We start from the raw sequence: 22,649 nt of genomic DNA, 5'->3' as shown, positions 1-22,649 counted from the left end.
CAGGTGTAACTATATGGCGCTGCAACATTATTGTCTGCTTTATTCTCCGAATATCAGTTATTAGTAATTGATATATCTTGCGTGTTGTCGCGCCGCACAGGGTTGCGCTCGATTTTCTTCGGTCGGCTGGTCGAAATACCATTTCCGCCGCTCCTGTCATTTTACTAAACAAATTTCACTATCATTTTTTTCAAACGAAAAAAAACCCGCTGACCTTGCGGTAGCGGGTTGAATCCAAACCTTAGGAGGTGTTGGAGGAGACAGGTGTAACTATATGGCGCCGCAACATGACTGTCTGCTTTATTCTTCGAATACCAGTTATCAATTAATCGCATATCTTGCCGGCACCCGGCCCCGCCGCCTTTTAAATCGGCCCGCGGTCGATGCGCTTGCTCAGGATGATAGAGGTCGAGGTGTGGCGCACCCCTTCCATCGCGCCGATCTGGTCCAGCAAGCGGTCCAGCTCGTCGGTCGACTGGCAGCGCAGGGTCAGCATATAGTCGATCACGCCGCTGACTGCGCACAGGGTTTCCACCTGGGACATTTTTTGCAGTTGTTGCACCAATAAGGGCGCGTTGCGGGAGTCGATCGAGATGCCGACGTAGGCGCGCACCGCCGGTTGATATAACTCCAGGTCGAGCCGCACGCCGTAGCCGGCAATCACCCCCTTCTTTTCCATCGCCGCCAGCCTGGCGATCGCGGTGGTCCTGGCGACGCCGACACGCTTGGCGATGGTGGCCATCGACATGCGCGCATCGTCCATCAGCAAAGCCAGGATCTGGTGGTCAACTTCATCAAGTTTGTCTCTCATCGCTACAATCCATCTTATAAGGTGGTCAAAGTGTATCGTTATTATATATTTTGACGACTATTTACACTCTATTATCTGACTTTGCTTGAATTTAGAATATCGGCAGCACTTACCGCGGAGGCGGCATTAAGGGCATCTCTAAAAACGGTAGCGAGCGGCCCAAGGTCGGGGCGAGAAGCACAGCTGTACGGAGGTACAGCGAGCATCGCAGCCCCGAGATTGGGACGCGCAGTAGGTTTTTAGAGGTGCCTTAAGTGTGGACATGCGCTGTCGCATACTGAGCTGGCTGTATCGGCACCACCACTGGCAGCGTTACTAATAGACAATAATCCACGATACGAGTGACAGCTATGACTACCAAATTGATTCTTTTAGGCGCCGGCAAGATCGGCGATGCGATTCTTAATCTGCTGTCGCATACCGGCGATTACATTTTGACTGTCGCGGATCGCGATCCGCAACGTTTGCAGTATGTGCAGCAGGCCGGCTTTCCGAACGTGACGACGATCCTGGCCGATATCTCGCATCCGCAAACCGTGAGCAAGCTGATCCGCGGCCATGACGTAACGCTGTCTGCTTGCCCGTATTTCCTGACGCCGGTGATCGCTGCCGCGGCCAAAGCCGAGCGCTCGCATTATTTCGACCTGACCGAAGATGTCGAGAGCACCCGCTTCGTCAAGCTGCTGGCCAAGGACGCAAACACCGCTTTCGTGCCGCAATGCGGTCTGGCGCCGGGCTTCATTTCGATCGTAGCGAACGATGTTGCCAGCCGCTTCGAGCAATTGCACGACGTCAAAATGCGGGTCGGTGCGCTGCCGACCTTCCCCAGCAATGCGCTCAAATACAATTTGACCTGGAGCACCGACGGTTTGATCAATGAGTATTGCAATCCTTGCGAAGCGATTGTCGATGGTCATCTGCGCGAAACCTCGCCGCTGGAAGAGCTGGAAAACTTTTCGCTGGACGGCATCAATTACGAGGCGTTCAACACTTCTGGCGGCTTGGGCACTCTGTGCGACAGCTTGCGTGAGAAGGTGCAGAACCTGGATTACAAGACCGTGCGCTATCCAGGCCATCGCGACATCATCAAGATCCTGGTGCGCGATTTGCAATTGGGCAAACTGGAACGTCGTCCGATCCTGAAGGAAGTGCTGGAAACCTCGATCCCGATGACCAAGCAAGATGTGGTGTTGACCTTCGTCAGCGTGTGCGGCATCCGTGAAGGCCGGCTTGAGCAAGAAACCTATGCCAAGAAGATTTACAGCCAGCATGTGAACGGTCAATTGCTGTCGGCGATCCAGCTGACCACGGCGGCCGGCATTTGCGCGATGGTGGATCTGGTGGTGCAAGGGGTGTTGCCGCAAGTCGGTTTTGTGCGGCAGGAAGAAGTGACGCTGGCGGATTTCCTGGGCAATCGCTTCGGCCAGTTTTATGCCAGCAACGCGCCGGGCAACAGCGGCTTTGCGCCGGCCAACCATGCTGAATTCAGCAAACTGAAGGCGGTTGCTTAAGGTTTCATTAGCTGCTTCAAAAAAATCGGCCTGAATAACTCTTGCGAGTTATTCAGGCCGATTGTCATTTGTACCAGCCGCCTGGCTAATTGTCGAAGCAGGCAAACGCCCTGGCCACAGCCGCATGCGCGTCATGCTCGATGATGGCGTTATGCGCCACCACCACCCGCTCGAACGGCCACTGCAGAATTTTTTGGGCGCTGGCGCGCGCCGCTTGCCTGTCCTTGACCAAAAAACGCACTGTACGCGGCACCGCAAGCCGGGTGCGGACGCCGGTCAGGCGTGCAAAAACCTTGGCCGCAAATGCCAAATCGCCGAGCCACAACTGACACAAGTCGGTGACGATAAGCGTGCGCGACGCTTTGTGCAGCCACACGGTCTCATTGCCAAACGGGATACCGTCAAAAAAACCTGGTCCAGATCTTCGCGCCACTCCGGCTCGATGGTTCGCGTCAATTCATGCATGCCTGCCAGATCCGGCCGCTTGGCAAGCAGCCCGGGCGCTCCGAACAGTCTGGCCTGCGGAAAAGCAGCGAGGTATTTCGAGACGAACAAATGGTGGGTCTTGTTGGGTGCGACGACAAACTGCACCTGGCCCAGAGCCGAAAGCTGGGAGTGGATCTCAGCCGATAGCGGCACCGGCGAATGGATCCACAGCCCGCCATTTTTAAGGCGCACCACGGTCATGCGCGAGGACATCCGCAGGCCGCTCACCACGAACTCGTGCTGCGCATGCCATATGTTGGGGGCGATAGCTTGAAGCATTGCAATGACCTCACTTGATACGAAACAGGAGTGAGGCATTATAGGAGTTAAATAATTTCTACGTAACAACAGCAGCGTAGGGTGGAAAAGCGTAGCGTCTTCCGCCGTCCTGGATGCATCAAGCGCAGGTGGCACATCCAGCGGCGGATAACGCTGCGCTCATCCGCCCTACTCCTCTATTTTTTAAAAAGCGATCCGTATCCCCGCCGACAGGACATTGTTCGCCAAACCGCCTCTGCCAAGCTGGGCATCGTAGTTGGCATACCAGCTCCAGCTCTTATCCACCGCGGTCGTGATGCCAATCCCGGCCCAGCCGCTATTGCGCGCCAAGCCGATGCCTTGCACGGTAAAGCCTGCGCCCGGGGCGCCGACGAAGGCGGCGCCGAAATCCAGCTTGCCGTCGTTGAATCCATGTTGCCAGGCGGCGTAGGCTTGCAGAATGCTGCTGCCGCCGACCCAGTTCCAATGGGCATCGCCGCGCAATCCGAGCAGGCCCGCGGTTTGCTGGTACGACTGACTATTGGCGCTCAGGCCGAACGGGCTGCCGCTTTCGGTGAAGCCGCCGCGTTTGAGTCTATCGTAGGCAATCCCGGCGAACGGGGTCAGGTTGGATGTCGCGGACAGTTGCCGCACATAACCGGTTTCGACATAAGCGGAAAACACCTTGTCGCTGTGCTCGGCCGACAGGCTGTCGGTCTCGCTGCCGACGATGGCGGTACGATTGACTTTGTTGTTGACGCTGGCGACGCCGGTGCGGCCGGAGACGTAAATCCCGTCCTGGGTCAGCGCATAACGGCCGTACAACGAGAGGCCGGTATTCTGGCTTTTGGAAACGCCGCCGAAACGGTCGAAATTGGCCCGGCTGTCCGAATAGGAAATCGCCGCGCCGACAATCGCTTTGTCATTCAGGCGGGTATCAAAGCCGAACTGGCCGCCCCAGGTGGAAGTGTTGGCGCCGGCATAGCCTGCTTCGGACAATTTGCCGGAAGCGCCGATGACGCTCGCCCACAGGCCGCTCTGGGCCCGCGCCGACTGGCTGTCGCCCAACAAGGCCAGACGGTTCGACAGGTCGCGGTTGACTGCTTGCGACTGCTGGAATGTCAGGGCTTGGGCCGATGCATGGATTTGGCCTGACAGGCTGTCGAGGACCTGGGCTGCGGCGGCAATGTTGGCGGTACGCTCCAATGCCGCGGCGCTGGCGACAAAGGCGGCATTGCCGCCGCCGGCGTTGCCGCTGGCGACCATGGTGTCGGCGGCTTTCAGTGCTTGCTGGACGTTGGCGGCGCTGCTGTTGCGGGTGGCGTCGGCCGGGAACGCTTGCGCCGCCAATACCGTGACGTCGTTACGGGAGATGTTCAGATCGACTTCCTTGGCGCTATAGGCCAGCGTCGCGGTCAGGAAGGTGCCGGGGTTGAAAGTGATGCCGTCATGCTCGAACGAGACATCGCTGAATTGTCCCGTCACGCCGTTGGCGGCGGTCAGCACTTTGCCCTTGACCCCGACTTGCTGCGTGACGTAGCCGGATGGATCGCTGCTGCCGGCCGGCGTGGTGGCGACCAGGTGCGAACTGCCCAGCGCGGCGCTGCCGCCGACCGTCAGAGTGGTATTCAATTGATTGGCCAGCACCGCGTTGGACGATGCGGTGTAATTGGCGACGATGGTCATGCCGGCGCCGGTATTGCTCAGGCGGCCATTGTTGACGACGCTGCCGCCGATCCGGCCGCCGGCGCCGGACAGCGTGCCGGCGGCATCGACGGTGACCGCGGAGGCAATCGAACCGGTGATGTTGAGGGTGCCTTTGACCACTTCATTGGCGCCGGTATAGGTGTTGATACCCGACAAAGTCAGCTGGCCGCTGCCATCCTTGATCAATCCTGCATCGCCGCCGATGTTGTTGCTGAAGGTGGCGCTGGCCGCATCGAATGTGACGTTGACGTTGTTGCCGAGCGCCAGCCGGGTATCGAATAGCGCCGGGCCGTTGGCTGCCTTGCTGGCGTTCAACATGCCCCAGCCGTAAGTGGCGGGATCGCCCATGCTGGTGGCGGTCGACAGGATGGTCTGGCGTATCAGGTCGGCATTCATCCACGGATAGACTTGCTGCACCAGCGCCGCAGTGCCGGTGACCGCCGGCGTGGCGAACGACGTGCCGTAGACGCGGCTGCCGGCGCTGGGCGAGATGAAATCGCCGGGGGCCGCCAGGCACCAGTTGGCGGCTTCGCCGCAGCGATTCGAATAGCTGGACAGCACGCCGGGAGTAGTGTCGCTGCTGGAATAACCTTGCGCGCCGCCGACCGCATTCACCGCGACCACCGCGATCCAGTTCTTTTGCAGCGCCGGATACAGCGCCGGCAAACCCGCAGTTAAAGTGGGATGGGCGCTGGCATCGTTGCCGGCGGCCCAGATAAACAAGCCGCCCTGCGCCGCGTACGGCTGATAAATATTGTAGTAAGTCGCGGCATCGGTGCCCGGCGTGGTAATCGAGCCAAAGCCGTTCGACTGGTTGAAAATCCTGACGCCCTTGTTGAACATGTCTTGATAGATCTGGCTGCTGAGGATCAAGCCTTCGCCAGTGGTACCGGAAGCCGCACCCTGTATCGTCGCGGCGGGCGCGATGCCGTAGCTGACGCCGGCCAGCGCTTCCACCACCTCGGTGCCGTGCGGATTGCCGTTGGCGCCGCCGGCGGAATAGACGGTCTTGGTCAGGCGCCCGGCATACTCGGGATCGGAGACGTTGAAATCGGTATCGACCACGCCTATCGTCACGTTTTTTCCGGTAATGCCGCGTGCATGCGCGGGGTTGGCATTGCTCGGATCACTGGCGCTCAGGGCCGGCACCGTCGAGCTTGACGGCGGCGGCGCTGTCGGGGTGGGGGTCGCAGCGCCGGGATTCTGGCTGCCGCCGCCACCGCCGCCGCAAGCGGCCAGCATGGTGAGGACGGCAACCGACACGACGGACAACGGAAAACGGCTAGGAAAATGGCTTACTGGTTCGCGATTCATAACTCTCTCGGGGAGGGATAACTTGCAGCGAACACTTACCTGACCGAGGGTGTCTTGGTAGTACTTTCACGTCAAATTGCGTGGTCAAAAATAATGACCGCAAAGATACCTTCGGCTCCCCGATTTCACAATAAATCGCACTAAGTAATCTAAGAAACAGCTAAATGCTATGAAAACACAGCATGAAATATCGTTAATTTTCGCGTTAAATAACAACAAGATATCAACAGATAGCTGCTGAACGGCAACATGATGGCTATTCGATCAGGCGTCGAAACTGCATCGCCGCTACTTGGGGAGGTGACTCTTGCCGCTGCTGTCGGGTGCGCTGATGTCGCCCCCCGACATGCCCCTGACTGCCGGCCTTGGCCCGGAACCGGAGATGTTTTCCGACGAGGCCGGCTGTGTTGGCGTTTGATTGGGGAGTGTGGTACTTGGATTGGTCGGGCTGGCCGGATTTCCCGAGCTGATCGTATTTATCGGGCTGGTCAGGGCTGCGGCTGCCGGCGACGGGAGGGATTCCGGCGCAACAATGGTCTTTGGCAACGGCGTTAATAGATGCCCATTTTGCGGCGGCGGTACGCCTTGGGCCTGCGCCGCCATGGACAGGCCGGCCAGACTGAGCGGGATGATGTATTTGAGAGTGGAATAAATGCGGGTTTTCATTTCATTCTCCGGATCGTTGTTGGGCTGCTGGTTTGCAGCTGATATTACCTGGATGCATCGTCAGCTAGCATACGCCCAAACGTTCACTGTGCATTGTCGATTGCAATCTTTGCGCATCGACGAACGAAAGGGCACCTCTAAAAACCGTAGCGAGCGGCCCAAGGTCTGGGGGAGAAGCGCAGCCGTACAGGGGTACGGTGAGCATCGCAGCCCAGAGATTGGGTCGCGCAGTAGGTTTTTAGAGGTGCCCGAAAAAGCCTGCCTCGCAAGGCAGGCTTTCAGGCAGCGCGACTCACATCGCGCTCAACGCCGCTTTCCAAACTTCCGGCTGTCCCAGAAAACGCCCGGTTTCCAATACCGTCATTTGCTCCCCTCTTTGCCATACAAAAGTCGGAAAGCCCCGACCGCCGACCCGCGCCAACAGCGCCCGGCTGCTGTCGATATGCGCCTGCGTGGCAGCCCCGCCAAGGCGCACGATTTCGGCCTCGAACGCGGCCTGATCCAGGTCGATCTCCGCTGCCAGCGCCTGCAACACAGCCGTCTCCGCCACCCGCTGGCCCTGCACGTAATGCGCCAGCTGGATCCGCTCCAGCAGATCCGCGCCGCGCCCTGCCGTCGATTGCGCCGCGAGCACGGCGGTGATCGGCGGCGTCGAATCCAGCAGCGCCGTAGTGTCGAGCAGCAAACCGTCGAAATAGGCATGGCCGAATGCCTGCCCGGTCAGCGCCGCAATCCGGTGGTCGTGCGGCATCACGTAATCGCGCAATGCCTGGCTGACCTGCTTGCGATTGGCGCCGCTCATCATACCGCCGCCGTGCAGCACGATACCGAGGCCGTCGACTTCGCGCGCGGCCTTCAGCAAAGGCGCTGCGCCGTAGCACCAGCCGCACATCGGGTCGTAGATGTAATGCAGAATCGGGGCATTGCTTACCATTTCATTTCGCCTTTGCTGACCTTGGCGCCGAGTTCCAGCGAGGACTCGCCTGTCAGCCCCGGATAGTGCTTTTTCATCGCCGCGATCAGCTCGGCGGAATCCTTGGCCTTGGTCGTTTCGGCTTCATAGGTCTTCAGGTAGTTGCGGGTGAAGCGGACCGATTCTATGGTTTGCGGCGCGCCGGCGCTGAAGTGTCCTGGCACGACAGTGACCGGTTGCAATGCTTCGATCCTATCCAGCGTCTTCAGCCATTGCTGACGCGCAGCCGGGGTCTGGGTGTCGGCGGTCCAGACGTGCTGATTGCCGTCCACCACCACGCCACCGACCACCGCCTTCAACGAAGGAATCCAGACGAAGCTGCGGTTGGCGCCAGGGCCATCGAGGCCGATCACTTCCAGCTTGCGGCCTTCCAGCGTCAGCGTGTTTCCTTGTAATGCCTCAGGGACGATCAGTTGCTGCGGCGCATTGACGCCCAGTTTCGGTCCCCAGAATGCCAGCTTGGCCTGCATGGTCGCCTTGATGTGGGCGATCACCGGCGCGCTGGCCACGATCTTGACGTCCGGATAGGCCGCCTTCAGCACTTCCAGGCCGAAGTAGTAATCGGGATCGCCGTGGCTGATGTAAATCGTGGTGAGCTGCTTGCCGCTGTCCTGGATTTTTTTCAGTAATTGACCGGCGTTGGCGCGGTCGAACTGGGCGTCGATCAGGATCGCATCGCGCTCGCCGCTAATCAGCTCCGAGGACACCGGGAACATGCCGTTGGCGCCGGGATTGTAGACTTCCAGCGTCAGTGGCTTGGACGCTGCGACGGCGGAACCGGCAAACGCAAATCCAAGCGTGGCGGCCAGCAGCGAGCGGAACAAAGTGCGTTTCAATTTCGATTTCAACATTGCGATCTCCAGAAAGGGATAAAGAACCGCCATCATAGTTGCCAAAAACGTCGCAAAAAACCCCATAATAGTGCGCAGTTAGTTGCATGGATCGAGCGAATCATGGATAGGCTGATAGCAATGCGTGTTTTTGTGGAAGTGGCGGACCGCGGCAGCTTGACCGCGGCCTCGGACCAACTCGATATGTCGCGGGCGATGGTGTCGCGTTATCTGGCGGAGCTGGAAGAATGGGTCGGGGCCCGCTTGCTACACCGCACCACGCGCAAATTGAGCCTGACATCGGCCGGCAGCGAAACCCTGCCCCGTTGCCGCCACATGCTGGAACTGGCCGGCAAGATCCAGGCCTCGGCGGCGCCTCCCGACAACACCCCGCGCGGCACGCTCAGACTGACTTGCAGCATGTCGCTGGGGCAGGCTTACCTTGCTCCGGTCCTGACCCGCTTCCTGAAACAATATCCGGGCACCGCGGTCTCGATGCTGCTGGTGGATCGTGCGGTCAACCTGATCGAAGAACGGGTCGACCTGGCGATTCGCATCACCAATGCGCTCGATCCCAACTTGATTGCGCGCAAACTTGCCGTCTGCCGCTCGGTGGTGTGTGCTGCGCCGTCCTACCTGCAACAACACGGCACGCCGAGGACGGCTGAAGAATTGGCGCTGCATAACTGCCTGACCTATTCTTACTTCGGCAAAAGCCTGTGGGAATTCGAAAAAAACGGCGCGCCGGTGGCGGTGCCGGTCGGCGGCAACATGAGCGCCAACGAATCGTCGGTGCTATTGGAAGCCGCTGCCAGCGGCGCCGGCATTACCTTGCAACCGCTGTACTCGGCCGCACCGCTGCTGCGTAGCGGCAAGCTGGTGGCATTGCTGGGCGATTACCAAGCGCGCGAGATGAACATTTACGGCGTGTACGCGTCGCGCCGGCAAATGCCGGTGATCCTGCGCGTGATGCTGGATTTCCTGGTCGAGCAATTCGCGGCCGATGCCGATTGGGATGGGTCAGCGGCCTGATGCAATTCAATCGAAATCCGCCACAAATCTGCAAATGAGCTGCCAATTGAGTCCGCCTTTGTGTAATGCTTCTTCGCTTATCAAATAACGTTCGTCCGCTTCAACCAATACATCAATGCAAAAAATCTCCGTTCTGACCCGTACTACCCTGATGTTCCCGCTAGCCCTGGTGTTATTCGAGTTTTCGGTTTATATCGCCAACGACATGATCCAGCCCGGGATGCTGACTGTGACGCATGAATTCGGCGCCAGCGCCGCGTGGATGGCTTCGGCCATGACCGCATTTTTAGTTGGCGGCGCGCTGTTTCAATGGCTGTTCGGCCCGCTCTCGGATCGCATCGGGCGGCGGCCCGTGATGTTGGGCGGCACCGTCTTTTTTATCCTGTCCTGCCTGGCAACCTTGCTTTCCAACAGTATTGAAAGCTTCATTTTGTTGCGCGTGGCGCAGGGCATGGGACTCTGCTTTATTTCCTCCGTCGGCTATGCCGTGGTGCAGGAAGCTTTCGAGGAAAAAGCCGCGATCCGGGTCACTGCGCTGATGGCGAACGTGGCCTTGATCGCGCCGTTGATCGGCCCGGTCGCGGGCGCTTTCATGATTGAAATCTGGCCCTGGCGCATGGTGTTTGTGTTCATCGCCGCAGTCGCCTCGTTGGCCTTGATCGGTCTGGCCCGGCACATGCCGGAGACGGTCATATCGCGCGCTGAAAAATTGCCGCTGATACAGATCTGGCACGACTATCGCGCGGTATTTACCAACCACCGCTTTTTAATGGGCGCGCTGTGCATCCCGCTGCTGGCGATGCCGTTGATCGGATGGATCGCCATGTCGCCGCTGATTCTGGTGGCGGATGGGCACTTGAGCGTGGTCGAGTACGGCTTTTGGCAAATCCCTGTGTTCGGCAGCCTGATCGCCGGCAACCTGGTCCTGGCGCGCCAGGTCGACCGCTGGCGACTAGGCAACTCGGTCAAACTGGCCTGGTATCCGATCGGGCTGGGTATTGTAATCATGCTGGTGGGCGCCGCCTTCCTCGACAAACCTTATTTCCTGGTGGCCGGCATCAGCGTGATTGCGTTCGGCGAGGGACTGTCGTCAGCGGTCATGATTCGTTTCACGCTGACCGAAAGCACGATCTCCAAAGCCACTGCCGGCGCCGCGCTGGGTATCATCAACATGCTGCTGTACGCGATCGGCATCGAGCTGTACAAGCTGTTCTACCTGCACGCCGGGATGATGGGATTTGCGTTGCTGTCGACCGTGGTTGCGCTGGTCTACTGGTATTTGTCGCGAGGCGTGGTGCGCCGGGCGATGCTGGCGCGGGTGACGGGGCATGGGGTGACGATCTGAGTCTTGCAAAACTCCAGCGCGGATTGACACCGCGCTGGACATCAAACTGCTTAGTCGTGAATCTGCTGTGAACCGATGATGCTCATGAATTCGCGGCGGGTGGCCGGATCGTCGCGGAACGCACCCAGCATACGGCTGGTCACCAGACTGGTGCCGGGTTTATGAATACCGCGCGTGGTCATACATTGGTGCGAAGCCTCGATCACGACCGCAACCCCCTTCGGCTGCAATACTTCCTGCAAGGCATCCGCAATCTGCACAGTCATCTTTTCCTGAATCTGCAGACGCTTGGCATAGATATCGACCAGCCGCGCCAGCTTGGAAATACCCACCACCCGATGATCCGGCAGATAGGCCACATGCGCCTTGCCGATAATCGGCGCCATATGATGCTCGCAATGGCTCTCGAAACGGATATTGGTCAATATCACCATCTCGTCATAACCTTCCACTTCCGAAAAAGTGGTTGACAGGATCTCGATCGGGTCCTTGCTATAGCCTGCGAAAAATTCTTCGTAGGCACGGGCTACGCGCGCCGGCGTATCCAGCAGCCCTTCCCGGTCCGGATCATCGCCGGCCCAGCGCAACAGGGTACGAATGGCCGATTCTGCGTCAGCGCGGCTGGGACGCTCGGGCGATGCAACCAATGCAACGGGTTGCGACTTATCTTTTAAGGCCATCTGGATTACCTTTATCTGTTCTGAAATGGAATGTGTTTTTGCCGGTCTAAACTGAACCGCAGAGGAAGCAACAAGCAGCATGATAGCGAAGGCACAGAATTTTGCACTGCAAGATCGAAAATCGCTCAGTGGACTGTAACAGCCGATTCGAGAGCGAAGGGCGCGTTCCCGGCGCGCAGGGCAAGGCGCAAAGCGCAGCAATAGCGAGACTATTGCGAGCATTTGCAACGCCGCCATGCGTGTCGGGTACGTGACAGGCGCTCTTGAATTGGTTGCTACAGTCCGCTAGTAGTAAGCTGTTACTACCCGGCATTTTTTCGCCATTGCATGTTCGCCAATTTATCCCAGCAGTCCTCCCATGAAGTGTTACTGAAAGGTCTACCATGAGCGCAAAGAAAATCCTGATCCTGGCCGGCGATTACGTTGAAGACTATGAACTGATGGTGCCGTTTCAAGCACTGCAGATGGTCGGCCACCAAGTCGATGTGGTCTGTCCCGACAAAGCTGCCGGGGACCAGGTCCGCACGGCGATCCACGACTTTGAAGGAGATCAAACCTACAGCGAAAAGCCGGGTCATCGCTTCACCTTGAACGCCACCTTCAGCGAAGTCGATGTCGGCCGCTACGATGCATTGCTGATCCCCGGCGGCCGCTCGCCGGAATACCTGCGCCTGAATCCTCGCGTGATTGAAATCGTCCAGCAATTCGCTGCCGCCGACAAACCTATCGCCTCGGTCTGCCACGGCGCGCAATTGCTGGCTGCAGCCGGGGTGCTGGAAGGAAAAACCTGTTCCGCCTATCCCGCCTGCGCGCCCGAAGTCAAACTGGCGGGCGCCAAATATGCCGAAATCGATATCGGCGCCGCGCACCGCGACGGCAACCTGGTGACCTCTCCTGCATGGCCGGCGCATCCGGCCTGGCTGGCGCTGTTCCTGCAGGCCTTGGGCACCCGCATCGAGCTGTGATGCGCTGTCGTTGAATGCTTGTGCTGTCGCTTGCCGACAGCACAAGCAAGATCTGCGCAGCCATATGGAAATCGGGAAATAGCGCACAAGATGCATGGCCACGGCCTACCATATGGCCTTTAACAGAAGAAGGTTCCGCCCCATGCTTGCGCTCACAAAAACTTTCGGATTATTCCTGCTGACCGCTCTGGCGGAACTGCTTGGCTGCTATTTGCCGATGCTGTGGCTCAACGGCAAAGGCTCGCCCTGGCTATTGCTGCCGGCGGCCATCAGCCTGATGGCGTTCATCTGGCTGCTGACGCTGCATCCGACGGCCAGCGGCCGGGTTTATGCCGCGTATGGTGCGGTCTACATCGCCGCGGCGATTTGCTGGTTATGGAGCGTCGACGGCATCACGCCCAGATGGACCGATCTGGGCGGGGTCGGGCTGGCACTGGCCGGTGCGGCAGTGATAGTGCTGGGCTCGCGCGCTTGAAGTTGCAATCAACGCACCCCGATCAGCCCCAAACCAAGCGCAAACGCCAGGTACAGCAGCCCGAACAAGGCCAGCCGGCCGCCGCTCAACATGCCCCTGCGCAGCAAGCCGTACAAGCCGGCAATCGACAGCATCGTCACCGCCGCCGCCCAGACCAGCGCGGAGTTCAGCATCCACGGTGTAAACATCAGCACCAGCGCGGTCGGGATGGTGGCCTGGATCATCATGGCGCCGCTGATATTGCTCAGCGCCAGCGTCTGCTTGCCTTGCCGCACCCAGATCACCGCGTTCAAAATCTCCGGCAACTCGGTGGCGATCGGACTCAGCAACAAGGCCGCCAGCTGCGGCGAAATCCCAAGCCAGGGAGCGATTTCCCCCAGTTGATGCACGAATAGCTGAGAGCTGAGGAAGATCACGACCAGCGCCACCACCGTTTGCAGCAGCGCCCAGCCTATCCCCGGCAGCGGATCGTGCGGGCGGAACTTCAGCGGTTCCAGTTCATTGATTTCGGCATCGGCATCCTCTTCCTCTTCCTTGCGCATCTCGCCCCAGATATAAACGCCATAGGCCAGTAGGAACAGCCAGCCTAGCCACGGTTTGATCGCGAACGCAACCAGCCCGAGGCCGACCTTGAGCACGAAAATCCCCATGAACCAGGATTGATCGCGACTCAAGCGGCCGGCCGCGCTGGCCGACAGCAAAATATTGCCGCTATTTTTGCGCTGCAGGATAAACACCAGCCCCACCACCGCATAGGCAATCGTGCTCAATACCAGCGGCCCGGCAAGCGCCGCGCCGACCCCGATTTCCCTGTGCGCGGCATCGGCGCCGAACACCACCGCGACAAAAGTCACCACGCTTTCCGGCAAGGCGGTGCCGAAAGCCGCCAACACCGTACCCACCGCGCTTTGCGCGATGCCGAGCCGGCGTCCGACCCATTCGATGCTATTGACGAAATACTCACACGACAAATAAATAAGGACGGCGGAACCGAGCAAGAGCGCAATGGCGAGCATCATGCGTGCGCTCCCGGGCAATGAACAGATGGCTGAGGCGCAAGAAATGCGCTGGCGGCGTATGAAAGCGGTAAAGAGATGAGAAGACGCATCAGGAGTTTCCTAGGGCCGGGCACTGACAAATGGCGCAGCGCCTTGGCCCGGCCGGGTAAAGGCATTGCACCATAGGTCTTGCCAAACCGTGCGGTCGCGCATGCCATGGCGATATGCGCCAAGTATGTTGACATGCGCTCTTCACATGAAATGAAGGCGGCTACTCCCCTAAGGAGGCGCAATATTAGCACCGAAATATCGACGCTTGCAACGCGGCAATGACGCGGAGGCATCGACAATTGTAGGTCGGAAAAGCGTAGCGCCTTCCGACATATTGCATGCCGCCGAGAAATGCCAGGGACTTGACCGTCTGATGCGATTCACGCCGTCGGAAGGCGCTGCGCTTTTCCGACCTACTGCTGAACGTGGCGTAGGAAGTCATAAGGTGCGAGGATGAACAACTCGGCGCCAAATCACGCCCGCACCGCACAAAAGGATAAAATGGCGATCTTTTCGATTTTTATCGCCATTTTCCCAGCGCAAGACAGGGTTCATGCCGTTACCGGCGACTGTCCTGCAATCTGATTTTTTTGAAGCGGAGCACATTTTCATGAAATGGGCAGTAGTCAGCATTTTTCTTTTATCGGTTTTGTTCGTGCACTTTCGCGGCAAGGCACGCCTGCCTTTTTTCCGGCAATTGTTCGACCACTCGTCGATCATGGCCCCGCTCAATATCTTCATGTATTTGTTTTCGAAGGTGCCGACCAATACCCCCTACCTGCCGACCAGCACCTTCAACGACCTGAAAGTGCTGGAAGACAATTGGGAAACCATTCGCGATGAAGCCAAAAGCCTGATCGGACTGGAAAAAATTCGCGCCGCGGAAAAAAACGACGATGCCGGCTTCAACTCTTTCTTCAAGGCCGGCTGGAAGCGGTTTTATTTGAAATGGTATGACGCCAGCCACCCGTCGGCCGAGAAATTCTGCCCGAAAACCGTGGCCCTGCTGCGCAGCATACCGAGCGTCAAGGCCGCAATGTTTGCCGAACTGGGACCGGGCGGCATGCTCAATCCGCACCGCGACCCGTATGCCGGCTCCCTGCGTTACCACCTGGGCCTGGTCACGCCCAACGACGACCGCTGCTTTATCGAAGTCAACGGCGAGCGCTACAGCTGGCGCGACGGTCACGGCGTGGTGTTCGACGAAACCTACATCCACTGGGCGCATAACGACACCGCCATCAATCGCATCATCATTTTCTGCGACATCGAACGGCCGATGCGTTATCGCTGGGCGCAGGCGATCAACCGCTGGCTCGGCAAAACCATGATGACCGCCGCCGCTTCGCCGAACGAAACCGGGGACGAGACCGGCGGCATCAATAAGCTGTTCCGCTTCGTGTGGTCGGCCGGCCAATATCGGCGGCGCTTGAAGAAATTCAGCAAACCGCTGTATTACGTGGTCAAGTTCGGTTTGATCATCGGTGCGGTGGTCGGCATTATTTATATCTGATTACAGCTTATAAAAAAGGGTGCCGCGGCACCCTTTCTCTTTACTTGCTTCGTGCTGGCAAAATCTTGCCACTAACGCTGCCGAAACCGACGCGATAACCATCGCCCTGGCACCAGCCGGTCATCTCCACCTGGTCGCCGTCCTGGATGAAACTGCGCTGCGAACCGTCGGCCAAGGTAACTGGGTTTTTACCGTTCCAGGTCAACTCCAGCAAACTGCCGTAGGAGTCCGGCGTGCTGCCGCTGATGGTGCCTGAGCCCATCAGGTCGCCGATCCGCGTATTGCAACCGGACACCGTGTGATGCGCCAACTGCTGCGTCATGGTCCAGTACATCGCCTTGAAATTGGTGCGGCAAATGGTTTGCGCCGGCGCTGCATCCGAGGTCTTCAGGCTCACTTCCAGCGCGATGTCATAGCCGTTGTTGCCGCTCTGCCGCAAGTACGGCAGCGGCTCGGGTTGCTGCACCGGGCTGGCGACGCGGAACGGTTCCAGCGCTTCCATCGTCACCACCCACGGCGAAATCGAAGTCGCGAACGACTTGCTGTTGAACGGGCCGAGCGGCACGTATTCCCATTGCTGCAAATCGCGCGCGCTCCAGTCGTTGAGCAGGACCATGCCGAAAATATGCTGTTCGGCGTCGGCGATATCGATCGGCTCGCCCAGCGCGTTCGGCTGGCCGATGATGAAACCGGTCTCCAGTTCAAAATCCAGCTTGCGGCAGGCGCCGAAGATAGGCGCTTCGGCATCCGGCAATTTCAACTGACCGTTCGGACGCTGCACCGGCGTGCCGCTGACCACCACCGAACTGGCGCGGCCGTTGTAGCCGATCGGAATGTGCAGCCAGTTCGGCAGCAGCGCGTTGGCCGGATCGCGGAACATCGAGCCGACATTGGTCGCATGCTCTTTCGACGAATAGAAATCGGTATAGCCGGGAATTTCCAATGGCAGGTGCAGCGTGACCTGGTCCTGCGCGACCAAGGCCTTGGTGCGCAGCGCCTGGTTGTCGCGCAGCTGCAAGTTATCGTGCTGCAGCAATTGGCTGATGCTGGCGCGGGTGCTGCGCCAGGTTTGCCGGCCCAGCGCGATGAAGGGATTCAGGCTGGCTTGGCGGAATACATCCGATCCCACGGTCAGCAATCCAGCCTCGGACAGTTCGGCCAGATCCAGCACTTGGTCGCCGATCGCCACGCCGACCCGCGGCGCAGGATTGGCGGCGGTGCTGAACACGCCGAACGGCAAATTCTGGATCGGAAAATGGGATTCCGGCGGCGTTGGAATAAATGATTTCAACGCGGGGTCATTGGTTTGCATAATCTTTTCTCTCTCTTTTTGGTGTTAGTGCGTCGATAGTGTTATGGCTGGCCGTTGAAATGCTTTTTCAAGCCATGCCAGCATTGCAGATAATCCTTTTGCAAATGCGGCGTGTCCAGCGCATAGCGGGTCGGGTGAATCAGGTAGCGGCTTTCAAACATGAAGGCCATTGTATTGTCGATCCGGTGCGGCGCCAGCGCAGCGTTGCTGGCCTTGTCGAAAGTCGCCGCGTCCGGACCGTGACCGCTCATGCAGTTATGCAAGCTGCCGCCGCCGGGCGCGAAGCCGTCGGCCTTGGCATCGTAAGCGCCGTGCACCAGTCCCATGTATTCGCTCATCACGTTGCGATGGAACCATGGCGGCCGGAAAGTGTTTTCCGCCACCATCCAGCGCGGCGGGAAAATCACGAAATCGACATTGGCGGTGCCGGGTGTGTCGGAGGCCGAGGTCAGCACGGTGAAGATCGACGGATCGGGATGGTCGTAGCTAACCGTGTTGATCGTGTTGAAGCGACTCAGGTCGTATTTGTACGGCGTGTAATTGCCGTGCCAGGCGACCACGTCCAGCGGCGAATGATCGATCCGGGCGGCCCATAATTGACCACCGAATTTGGCCACCAGCTGGAACTCCCCTTCGCGTTCTTCGAAGGCCGCCACCGGCGCCAGGAAGTCGCGGGCATTGGCCAGCCCGTTGGAACCGATCGGCCCCAACTCTGGCAGCTGGAATGCTGCGCCGTAATTTTCGCAAACGTAGCCGCGCGCGACGCCGTCCGGCAATACCATCTGGAACCGCACGCCGCGCGGGATCACCAGGATTTCGCCCGGCGCTACTTCGAGCTCGCCCATTTCGGTGCGCGCCAGCAAGCGCCCCTGTTGCGGCACGATCAGCAACTCGCCGTCGGCATCGTAGAAGAAGCGATCCTGCATCGAGCAATTGGCCGTATACAGGTGAATCGCGATCCCGACCTGGCTGGCCGGGTCGCCATTGCCGGCCACCGTGATCAGGCCATCGATAAAATTGGTAGGCGCATCGGCCGCCGGAATCGGCAGCGGGTTCCAGCGCAACTGGTTCGGCGGCGCTGCGACTTGATTGAACGGGCCGCTGGACAGCAGCCGATTGTCGATTTTTTCAAACGCATGATGCATCGCCCCCGGCCGTATCCGATACAGCCAGCTGCGCCGGTTGTGGGCGCGCGGTGCGGTGAAAGCGGTGCCTGACAGTTGTTCGGCGTACAGGCCGTACGGTGCTTTTTGTGGCGAATTTTGCGCCGGCGGTAGTGCGCCGGGCAAACTTTCACTTGCAAAGTCGTTGCAAAAGCCGGATTGATAGCGGAGCTCGCCGCTCTGGTTTGGTACTGGCATATTCATTGGTTCTCTCCTTAATTGGCCGTACTGACGTTGGCTGCAATACGGTTTGATGCATGTGATGCGCTGCCCATCAGCACCAGCATCAGCGCCGATACCAGCGCCGGGACCGCCAGTACGATGAAGATGGTGCTGTTGGGCCAGTTCAGCCGGATCAGTTCGCCGCCGAGTACCGGCCCGACGATCGACCCGATGCGGCCGACGCCGAGACTCCAGCCGATGCCGGTCGAGCGCAAGGTGGTCGGATAGTAAGTGCCGGCCATCGCATTGACCGCCGGTTGACCGCCGACGATGCAGAAGCCGGCAACAAGAATACTGGCAAACAGGAACACCAGCGACACCTCGGGACGGCCGATCAGCGCTACCGAAACAGCGGCGATCAGGAACACCGGAATCAGCACCCGGCGGAAGCTGGAGCGGTCAATCAACTGGCCCATGATCAGCGTGCCGAACGTACCTCCGATCTGCAAGGTGGTGCCGGCCAGTACCGCGCTGGCGGTCGACAGGCCGGCGTCCTTGGCAATCGTCGGCAGCCAGTTCGACAGGAAATACAGATTCACCAGGTTCATGAAATTGATGACCCACAGCAGCAGCGTGACCTTTGCCCGGCCGTCGCGGAACAACTGCATGACCGGCGCGCCCTTGCCTGCTTTTTCGCGGACGATGTAGCGCGTGCCGCCATCGACCGCGACGTTAGGGTCGATCCGTCGCAGCCAGCGGCCGACTTGCTCCAGCTTTTTGCCGCGCAACACCAGGAACTGCATCGACTCCGGCAGCCAGAACAGCATCAGCAAGCCGATCACCAGCGGCACCGCGCCGCCCACCAGGAACACCGACTGCCAGCCGAAACGCGGAATCAACGCCGCCGACAGCAATCCGCCCAGCACAGCACCCAGCGTAAAGCCGCAGGAGACCAGCATCATCAGCGTCACGCGCTTGCGCAGCGGACTGTATTCCCCCGCCAGTGCCATGGCATTCGGCATGATCGCGCCCAAGCCGAGGCCGGTGATGAAGCGCAGGATTTCCAGCTGGCCGACGCTGCCCGCCATCGGCGTCAGCAGCATGCAAGCGGCAAAGAACCAGGTCGCGCCGATCAGCACCGGACGCCGGCCGATACGATCGGCCAGCATGCTCAAGGTCAACGAGCCGACCAGCATGCCGAATAAACCGGCGCCGAACACCGGCCCCAGATTCGCCTTGGCGATGCCCCAGTCATGGATGATGGCCGGCGCCACATAACCCATCGCCTGCACGTCGAAGCCGTCGATGACCAGGCAGATGCCGCACAACATCAGCATCACGATTTGAAATCCGCCGATCCTGCTGCGGTCGATCAAGGCGGGAATGTCGATTGCGCCTGCTGCGCCTATGGCACCTACTGCGTCCGTTGCATCGTTGTTCGCTGTCGCGACCATCCATGTCTCCTGGTTATTTTTAGTGTCTCGCGACCGTACCGAATCAGGCGAAGCGCTGATCGAGTGCTGGCCGCGTCGGATAATTTTGCCATTATCATCCTTTTTATTTTGCATAAAAATAGGTAATAATTAAAATCATTTTTTAGATAGATTAAACAATCATGGATAGGCTGGAATCGCTGCGGGTGTTTTGCCAGGTGGTCGAACTGAATAGCTTCAGCCGCGCGGCGGAGCAGCTGGAAATGTCGAACGCCACCATCACCAACCATATCGCCAGCCTGGAACGGCATTTCGGCGTGCGCCTGCTGAACCGCACCACGCGCAAGATTTCGATGACCGACGATGGCCATAGCTGCTACCAGCGTGCGCAACGGCTGCTGGGCGACATGATGGAACTGGAAGGCGCATTGCAAGGCGGGCGCGCCACGCCGCAGGGGGTGTTGCGGGTCGATGTGCCGACCGTGATTGCGCGGGTTTACCTGGCGCCGGCGCTGTCGCGCTTTACCGAGCTGTACCCGGAACTGTCGATCCGGGTTAATGTCGGCGACCGCATGGTCGATATGGTGGAAGGACGCGGCGATGTCTGGCTGCGGATCGGCGAGCTGAAGGATTCCGGCATGGTGGCTCGCCGCATCTATCAACCGCGCAATGTGTGTTGCGCCGCGCCGGATTTTTTGGCGCGTCACGGCACGCCGCGCACGCCGCAGGAGCTGGCTGACTTTCGCTGTCTGGCCTTCATTCATCCGAACAGCGGCCAGAACGTGCCGTGGACTTTCAGCAAGGGCAAGCAACAGTTGAGCTGGCAGCCGCCCGGCAATATCTCGATCAACCACGCCGAAACCCTGATCCAGGCGGCGGTCAGCGGCGCCGGCATCGTCCAGTTGCTGACCTTGTCGCTCAACCCGCAGATGCGCGACGGCCGGCTGGTGCCGGTGCTTGCCGACTGGGCCACACCCGGGCCGCCGGTGTCGGTGGTGTATCACCAAAGCCATCAGCTGTCAGCCAAGGTGCGGGTGTTTGTCGATTTCGTGACTGAACTTTTTGCCGGTCTGGATTGACGTTTTACAAATAATTGCCGGTAAGATGTGGCACTCCCCCACCTTTAGGAGAATTTCATGCAGTGGATTTATCTGGGCATTGCCATCATCGCCGAAGTCATCGCCACCAGCGCCTTGAAAGCCAGCGCGGAATTCACCCGCACGCTGCCGTCGATCATCGTCGGCGTGGGCTACCTGACCGCGTTCTATTTCCTGTCGCTGACGTTGCGCACCTTACCGGTGGCGGTGGTCTACGCGATATGGTCGGGCGCCGGCATTGCACTGATTGCGCTGGTCGGCTGGCTGGTTCTCAAGCAAAGCCTGGATGCCGCGGCACTGTGCGGGATCGGCTTGATCGTGTCCGGCGTCGTGGTGCTGAATCTGTTCTCGAAATCAGCCGCGCATTAGCAGGGTGTTGCAAAACTACTGCGCGCACCGATTTTTGGTCTCCGGTGCTCATCGTACAATCCGTACGACTCCGCTCCTCGACCAAAACTCGGCACGCTCGCTACGTTTTTCACCGCCCTGCATCAAGCCGGCCACAACGGCGGCTCATCCATCAGCGCAATCTGCTCGCGCAATTCAAGTATCCGGTCCTGCCAGTAGCGCTGGGTATTAAACCAGGGAAACGCCACCGCAAACGCCGGATCGTCCCAGCGCCGCGCGATCCAGGCGGCATAGTGAATCAGCCGCAAGGTGCGCAGCGCCTCGATCAAATACAATTCGCGCGGCTCGAAATCGCAGAAGTCCTCGTAGCCGGCCAGCAAGTCGCTCAACTGGCGCACCATATCCTTGCGTTCGCCGGACAGCAGCATCCATAAATCCTGCACCGCCGGCCCCATCCGGCTATCGTCGAAATCGACGAAGTGCGGTCCGGCATCGGTCCACAGCACATTGCTGCCGTGGCAATCGCCATGCAAGCGCAGATGGCGGACGCTGCCGGCGCGCTCAAAACAGTGGCGTACGCCTTGCAGCGCCTGCGTCACGGTGCTGCGGTAGGCCTCCAGCAAATCGTCCGGCACGAAGCCTTGCGCCAGCAGATAGGCGCTCGGGTCTTCGCCGAAACTGGCGATATCCAGGGTCGGCCGCTGCTGATAAACCTTCAAACCGCCGACCGCATGGATGCGCCCTAGAAAACGGCCCAGCCATTCCAGCGTGGCGCGATCTTCCAGCTCCGGCGCACGGCCGCCGTGACGCGGAAAAACCGCAAACCGGAAGCCTTCGAATTGATGCAGCGTTCGACCGTCCGCGTCCGCCCATGCGGCCACCACCGGGATTTCGCGCTCGACCAACTCCTGCACGAAACCATGCTCTTCCAGGATCGCGGCATCGCTCCAACGTTGCGGCCGGTAGAACTTGGTCACCAGCGGCGGCCCCTCTTCCATGCCGATCTGGTACACCCGGTTTTCATAGCTGTTCAGCGCCAGCAGGCGGCCGTCGCCATGCAAGCCGATGCTGTCGAGCGCGTCCAGTACGGTGTCGGGAGTCAGGGTTGTGAATGATGCAGGGTTTGGAGTATTCATGGCGGCTATTGTAAACGCCTGCAAACTATTAAACTAAGCGTTTGCCAACGCCGAGGAAAACCTGATGGGAGTCATCGATTTAAAACAAGCCGCGTCCGAATTGCCATCGGCCTGGCGCTCCGCTGTGATCGGACAAGTCGGCGCAGCCAGGTTGAAGATCCTGCGCATGGATGGCTTGCCTTACGAAGAAGAAACGCATGACTACAATGAAGCGTTTCTGGTGCTGGACGGCCAAATGAATTTGATCGTTGCAGGCCGGACCGTCAGCATCCGCGCCGGCGAAATGTTTGTGGTCGATGCCCATGTCCCGCACTCGGTAGCGCCGGGCAGTCACGGCACTTTGATGTTCGTCGACGTTTGACAGACTATTTTCCAAAAAAAAT

The 22,649-nt window shown here is 59.3% G+C and carries 22 protein-coding genes and 1 riboswitch; of the genes, 9 read left to right on the top strand and 13 right to left on the bottom strand.

The features are described from left to right. Positions 1-364: 364 nt before the first annotated feature. A complete protein-coding gene (locus ACFPM8_RS11575) occupies positions 365-811 on the bottom strand; it encodes an Lrp/AsnC family transcriptional regulator (protein WP_378997695.1) in 447 nt (148 codons plus the stop codon). Positions 812-1,161: 350 nt separating this feature from the next. Between ACFPM8_RS11575 and ACFPM8_RS11570 the strand changes: the two genes are divergently transcribed. Beyond that, positions 1,162-2,322, top strand: coding sequence for a saccharopine dehydrogenase family protein (locus ACFPM8_RS11570; protein ID WP_378997694.1), 1,161 nt, complete (start codon positions 1,162-1,164; stop codon positions 2,320-2,322). Positions 2,323-2,407: 85 nt separating this feature from the next. Here ACFPM8_RS11570 and ACFPM8_RS11565 read toward each other — a convergent pair whose 3' ends face one another. The 6 genes from ACFPM8_RS11565 to ACFPM8_RS11540 form a co-directional block, all read right to left on the bottom strand. Further along, the gene (locus ACFPM8_RS11565; RefSeq protein ID WP_378997716.1) at positions 2,408-2,698 is read right to left on the bottom strand and encodes a hypothetical protein; all 291 of its coding nucleotides are present in this window, start codon (positions 2,696-2,698) and stop codon (positions 2,408-2,410) included. Continuing rightward, positions 2,599-3,009: a DUF4336 domain-containing protein gene (locus ACFPM8_RS11560; RefSeq protein WP_378997715.1), complete on the bottom strand. Its 411-nt coding sequence runs from the start codon at positions 3,007-3,009 to the stop codon at positions 2,599-2,601. The genes ACFPM8_RS11565 and ACFPM8_RS11560 overlap by 100 nt, the downstream gene beginning before the upstream one ends. 261 nt (positions 3,010-3,270) lie before the next feature. After that, complete coding sequence (locus ACFPM8_RS11555; protein ID WP_378997693.1) at positions 3,271-6,087, bottom strand: autotransporter domain-containing protein; 2,817 nt, start codon at positions 6,085-6,087, stop codon at positions 3,271-3,273. A 288-nt stretch (positions 6,088-6,375) separates the two neighbouring features. Next, positions 6,376-6,753 carry a hypothetical protein gene (locus ACFPM8_RS11550; RefSeq protein WP_378997692.1) on the bottom strand — a complete coding sequence of 126 codons (378 nt, stop codon included), beginning with the start codon at positions 6,751-6,753 and terminating at the stop codon, positions 6,376-6,378. A gap of 292 nt (positions 6,754-7,045) precedes the next feature. Beyond that, complete coding sequence (locus tag ACFPM8_RS11545; protein WP_378997691.1) at positions 7,046-7,687, bottom strand: DsbA family protein; 642 nt, start codon at positions 7,685-7,687, stop codon at positions 7,046-7,048. Then, positions 7,681-8,577 carry an MBL fold metallo-hydrolase gene (locus ACFPM8_RS11540; protein ID WP_378997690.1) on the bottom strand — a complete coding sequence of 299 codons (897 nt, stop codon included), beginning with the start codon at positions 8,575-8,577 and terminating at the stop codon, positions 7,681-7,683. Before ACFPM8_RS11540 ends, ACFPM8_RS11545 begins: the two co-directional genes overlap by 7 nt. Positions 8,578-8,679: 102 nt before the next feature. Here ACFPM8_RS11540 and ACFPM8_RS11535 point away from each other — a divergent pair, with 102 nt between their 5' ends. Next, positions 8,680-9,588 carry a LysR family transcriptional regulator gene (locus ACFPM8_RS11535; RefSeq protein ID WP_378997689.1) on the top strand — a complete coding sequence of 303 codons (909 nt, stop codon included), beginning with the start codon at positions 8,680-8,682 and terminating at the stop codon, positions 9,586-9,588. 115 nt (positions 9,589-9,703) lie between these two features. Then, complete coding sequence (locus ACFPM8_RS11530; protein WP_378997688.1) at positions 9,704-10,933, top strand: MFS transporter; 1,230 nt, start codon at positions 9,704-9,706, stop codon at positions 10,931-10,933. 50 nt (positions 10,934-10,983) lie between these two features. On the opposite strand, the gene folE is transcribed toward ACFPM8_RS11530, so the two are convergent. Then, the gene (gene folE, locus ACFPM8_RS11525) at positions 10,984-11,613 is read right to left on the bottom strand and encodes a GTP cyclohydrolase I FolE (RefSeq protein WP_378997687.1); all 630 of its coding nucleotides are present in this window, start codon (positions 11,611-11,613) and stop codon (positions 10,984-10,986) included. Positions 11,614-11,996: 383 nt separating this feature from the next. On the opposite strand from folE, the gene ACFPM8_RS11520 reads away from it, so the two are divergent. Together ACFPM8_RS11520 and ACFPM8_RS11515 are read left to right on the top strand one after the other, a co-directional pair. Then, positions 11,997-12,578: a DJ-1/PfpI family protein gene (locus ACFPM8_RS11520; protein ID WP_378997686.1), complete on the top strand. Its 582-nt coding sequence runs from the start codon at positions 11,997-11,999 to the stop codon at positions 12,576-12,578. Between the two features lie 142 nt (positions 12,579-12,720). Continuing rightward, positions 12,721-13,053 (top strand): YnfA family protein, encoded by a 333-nt coding sequence (locus ACFPM8_RS11515; RefSeq protein WP_378997685.1) that lies wholly within the window; start codon positions 12,721-12,723, stop codon positions 13,051-13,053. Between the two features lie 8 nt (positions 13,054-13,061). Here ACFPM8_RS11515 and ACFPM8_RS11510 read toward each other — a convergent pair whose 3' ends face one another. Further along, complete coding sequence (locus ACFPM8_RS11510) at positions 13,062-14,072, bottom strand: sodium:calcium antiporter (RefSeq protein ID WP_378997684.1); 1,011 nt, start codon at positions 14,070-14,072, stop codon at positions 13,062-13,064. A gap of 101 nt (positions 14,073-14,173) precedes the next feature. Then, positions 14,174-14,339: riboswitch (yybP-ykoY riboswitch) on the bottom strand. A 373-nt stretch (positions 14,340-14,712) separates the two neighbouring features. Between ACFPM8_RS11510 and lpxO the strand changes: the two genes are divergently transcribed. Beyond that, positions 14,713-15,615, top strand: a complete 903-nt coding sequence (gene lpxO / locus ACFPM8_RS11505) for a lipid A hydroxylase LpxO (RefSeq protein ID WP_378997683.1) — start codon at positions 14,713-14,715, stop codon at positions 15,613-15,615. A gap of 40 nt (positions 15,616-15,655) precedes the next feature. Here the strand turns inward: lpxO and fahA are convergent, their stop codons facing one another. The 3 genes from fahA to ACFPM8_RS11490 are packed head-to-tail and all read right to left on the bottom strand — an operon-like array spanning position 15,656 to position 19,706. Then, on the bottom strand, positions 15,656-16,927 hold the full coding sequence (gene fahA, locus ACFPM8_RS11500) for a fumarylacetoacetase (protein WP_378997682.1): 1,272 nt from the start codon (positions 16,925-16,927) through the stop codon (positions 15,656-15,658). A gap of 41 nt (positions 16,928-16,968) precedes the next feature. Next, complete coding sequence (hmgA, locus tag ACFPM8_RS11495) at positions 16,969-18,288, bottom strand: homogentisate 1,2-dioxygenase (RefSeq protein WP_378997714.1); 1,320 nt, start codon at positions 18,286-18,288, stop codon at positions 16,969-16,971. Positions 18,289-18,305: 17 nt separating this feature from the next. Further along, complete coding sequence (locus ACFPM8_RS11490) at positions 18,306-19,706, bottom strand: MFS transporter (protein ID WP_378997681.1); 1,401 nt, start codon at positions 19,704-19,706, stop codon at positions 18,306-18,308. Between the two features lie 161 nt (positions 19,707-19,867). On the opposite strand from ACFPM8_RS11490, the gene ACFPM8_RS11485 reads away from it, so the two are divergent. After that, a complete protein-coding gene (locus tag ACFPM8_RS11485) occupies positions 19,868-20,764 on the top strand; it encodes a LysR family transcriptional regulator (protein ID WP_378997680.1) in 897 nt (298 codons plus the stop codon). A gap of 57 nt (positions 20,765-20,821) precedes the next feature. After that, the gene (locus ACFPM8_RS11480; protein WP_378997679.1) at positions 20,822-21,151 is read left to right on the top strand and encodes a DMT family transporter; all 330 of its coding nucleotides are present in this window, start codon (positions 20,822-20,824) and stop codon (positions 21,149-21,151) included. A 122-nt stretch (positions 21,152-21,273) separates the two neighbouring features. Here ACFPM8_RS11480 and ACFPM8_RS11475 read toward each other — a convergent pair whose 3' ends face one another. Continuing rightward, complete coding sequence (locus ACFPM8_RS11475; RefSeq protein ID WP_378997678.1) at positions 21,274-22,266, bottom strand: serine/threonine protein kinase; 993 nt, start codon at positions 22,264-22,266, stop codon at positions 21,274-21,276. A gap of 64 nt (positions 22,267-22,330) precedes the next feature. Between ACFPM8_RS11475 and ACFPM8_RS11470 the strand changes: the two genes are divergently transcribed. After that, entirely contained in the window at positions 22,331-22,627 is a 297-nt protein-coding gene (locus tag ACFPM8_RS11470) for a cupin domain-containing protein (RefSeq protein WP_378997677.1), read from the top strand. The last annotated feature ends 22 nt before the right edge of the window (positions 22,628-22,649 follow it).

The organism is Paraherbaspirillum soli (genome assembly GCF_042654985.1).
Lineage (GTDB): Bacteria > Pseudomonadota > Gammaproteobacteria > Burkholderiales > Burkholderiaceae_D > Paraherbaspirillum > Paraherbaspirillum soli.
Note: the sequence above shows the minus strand (reverse complement) of the source record. Positions and strands in the feature narration are given on the sequence as shown.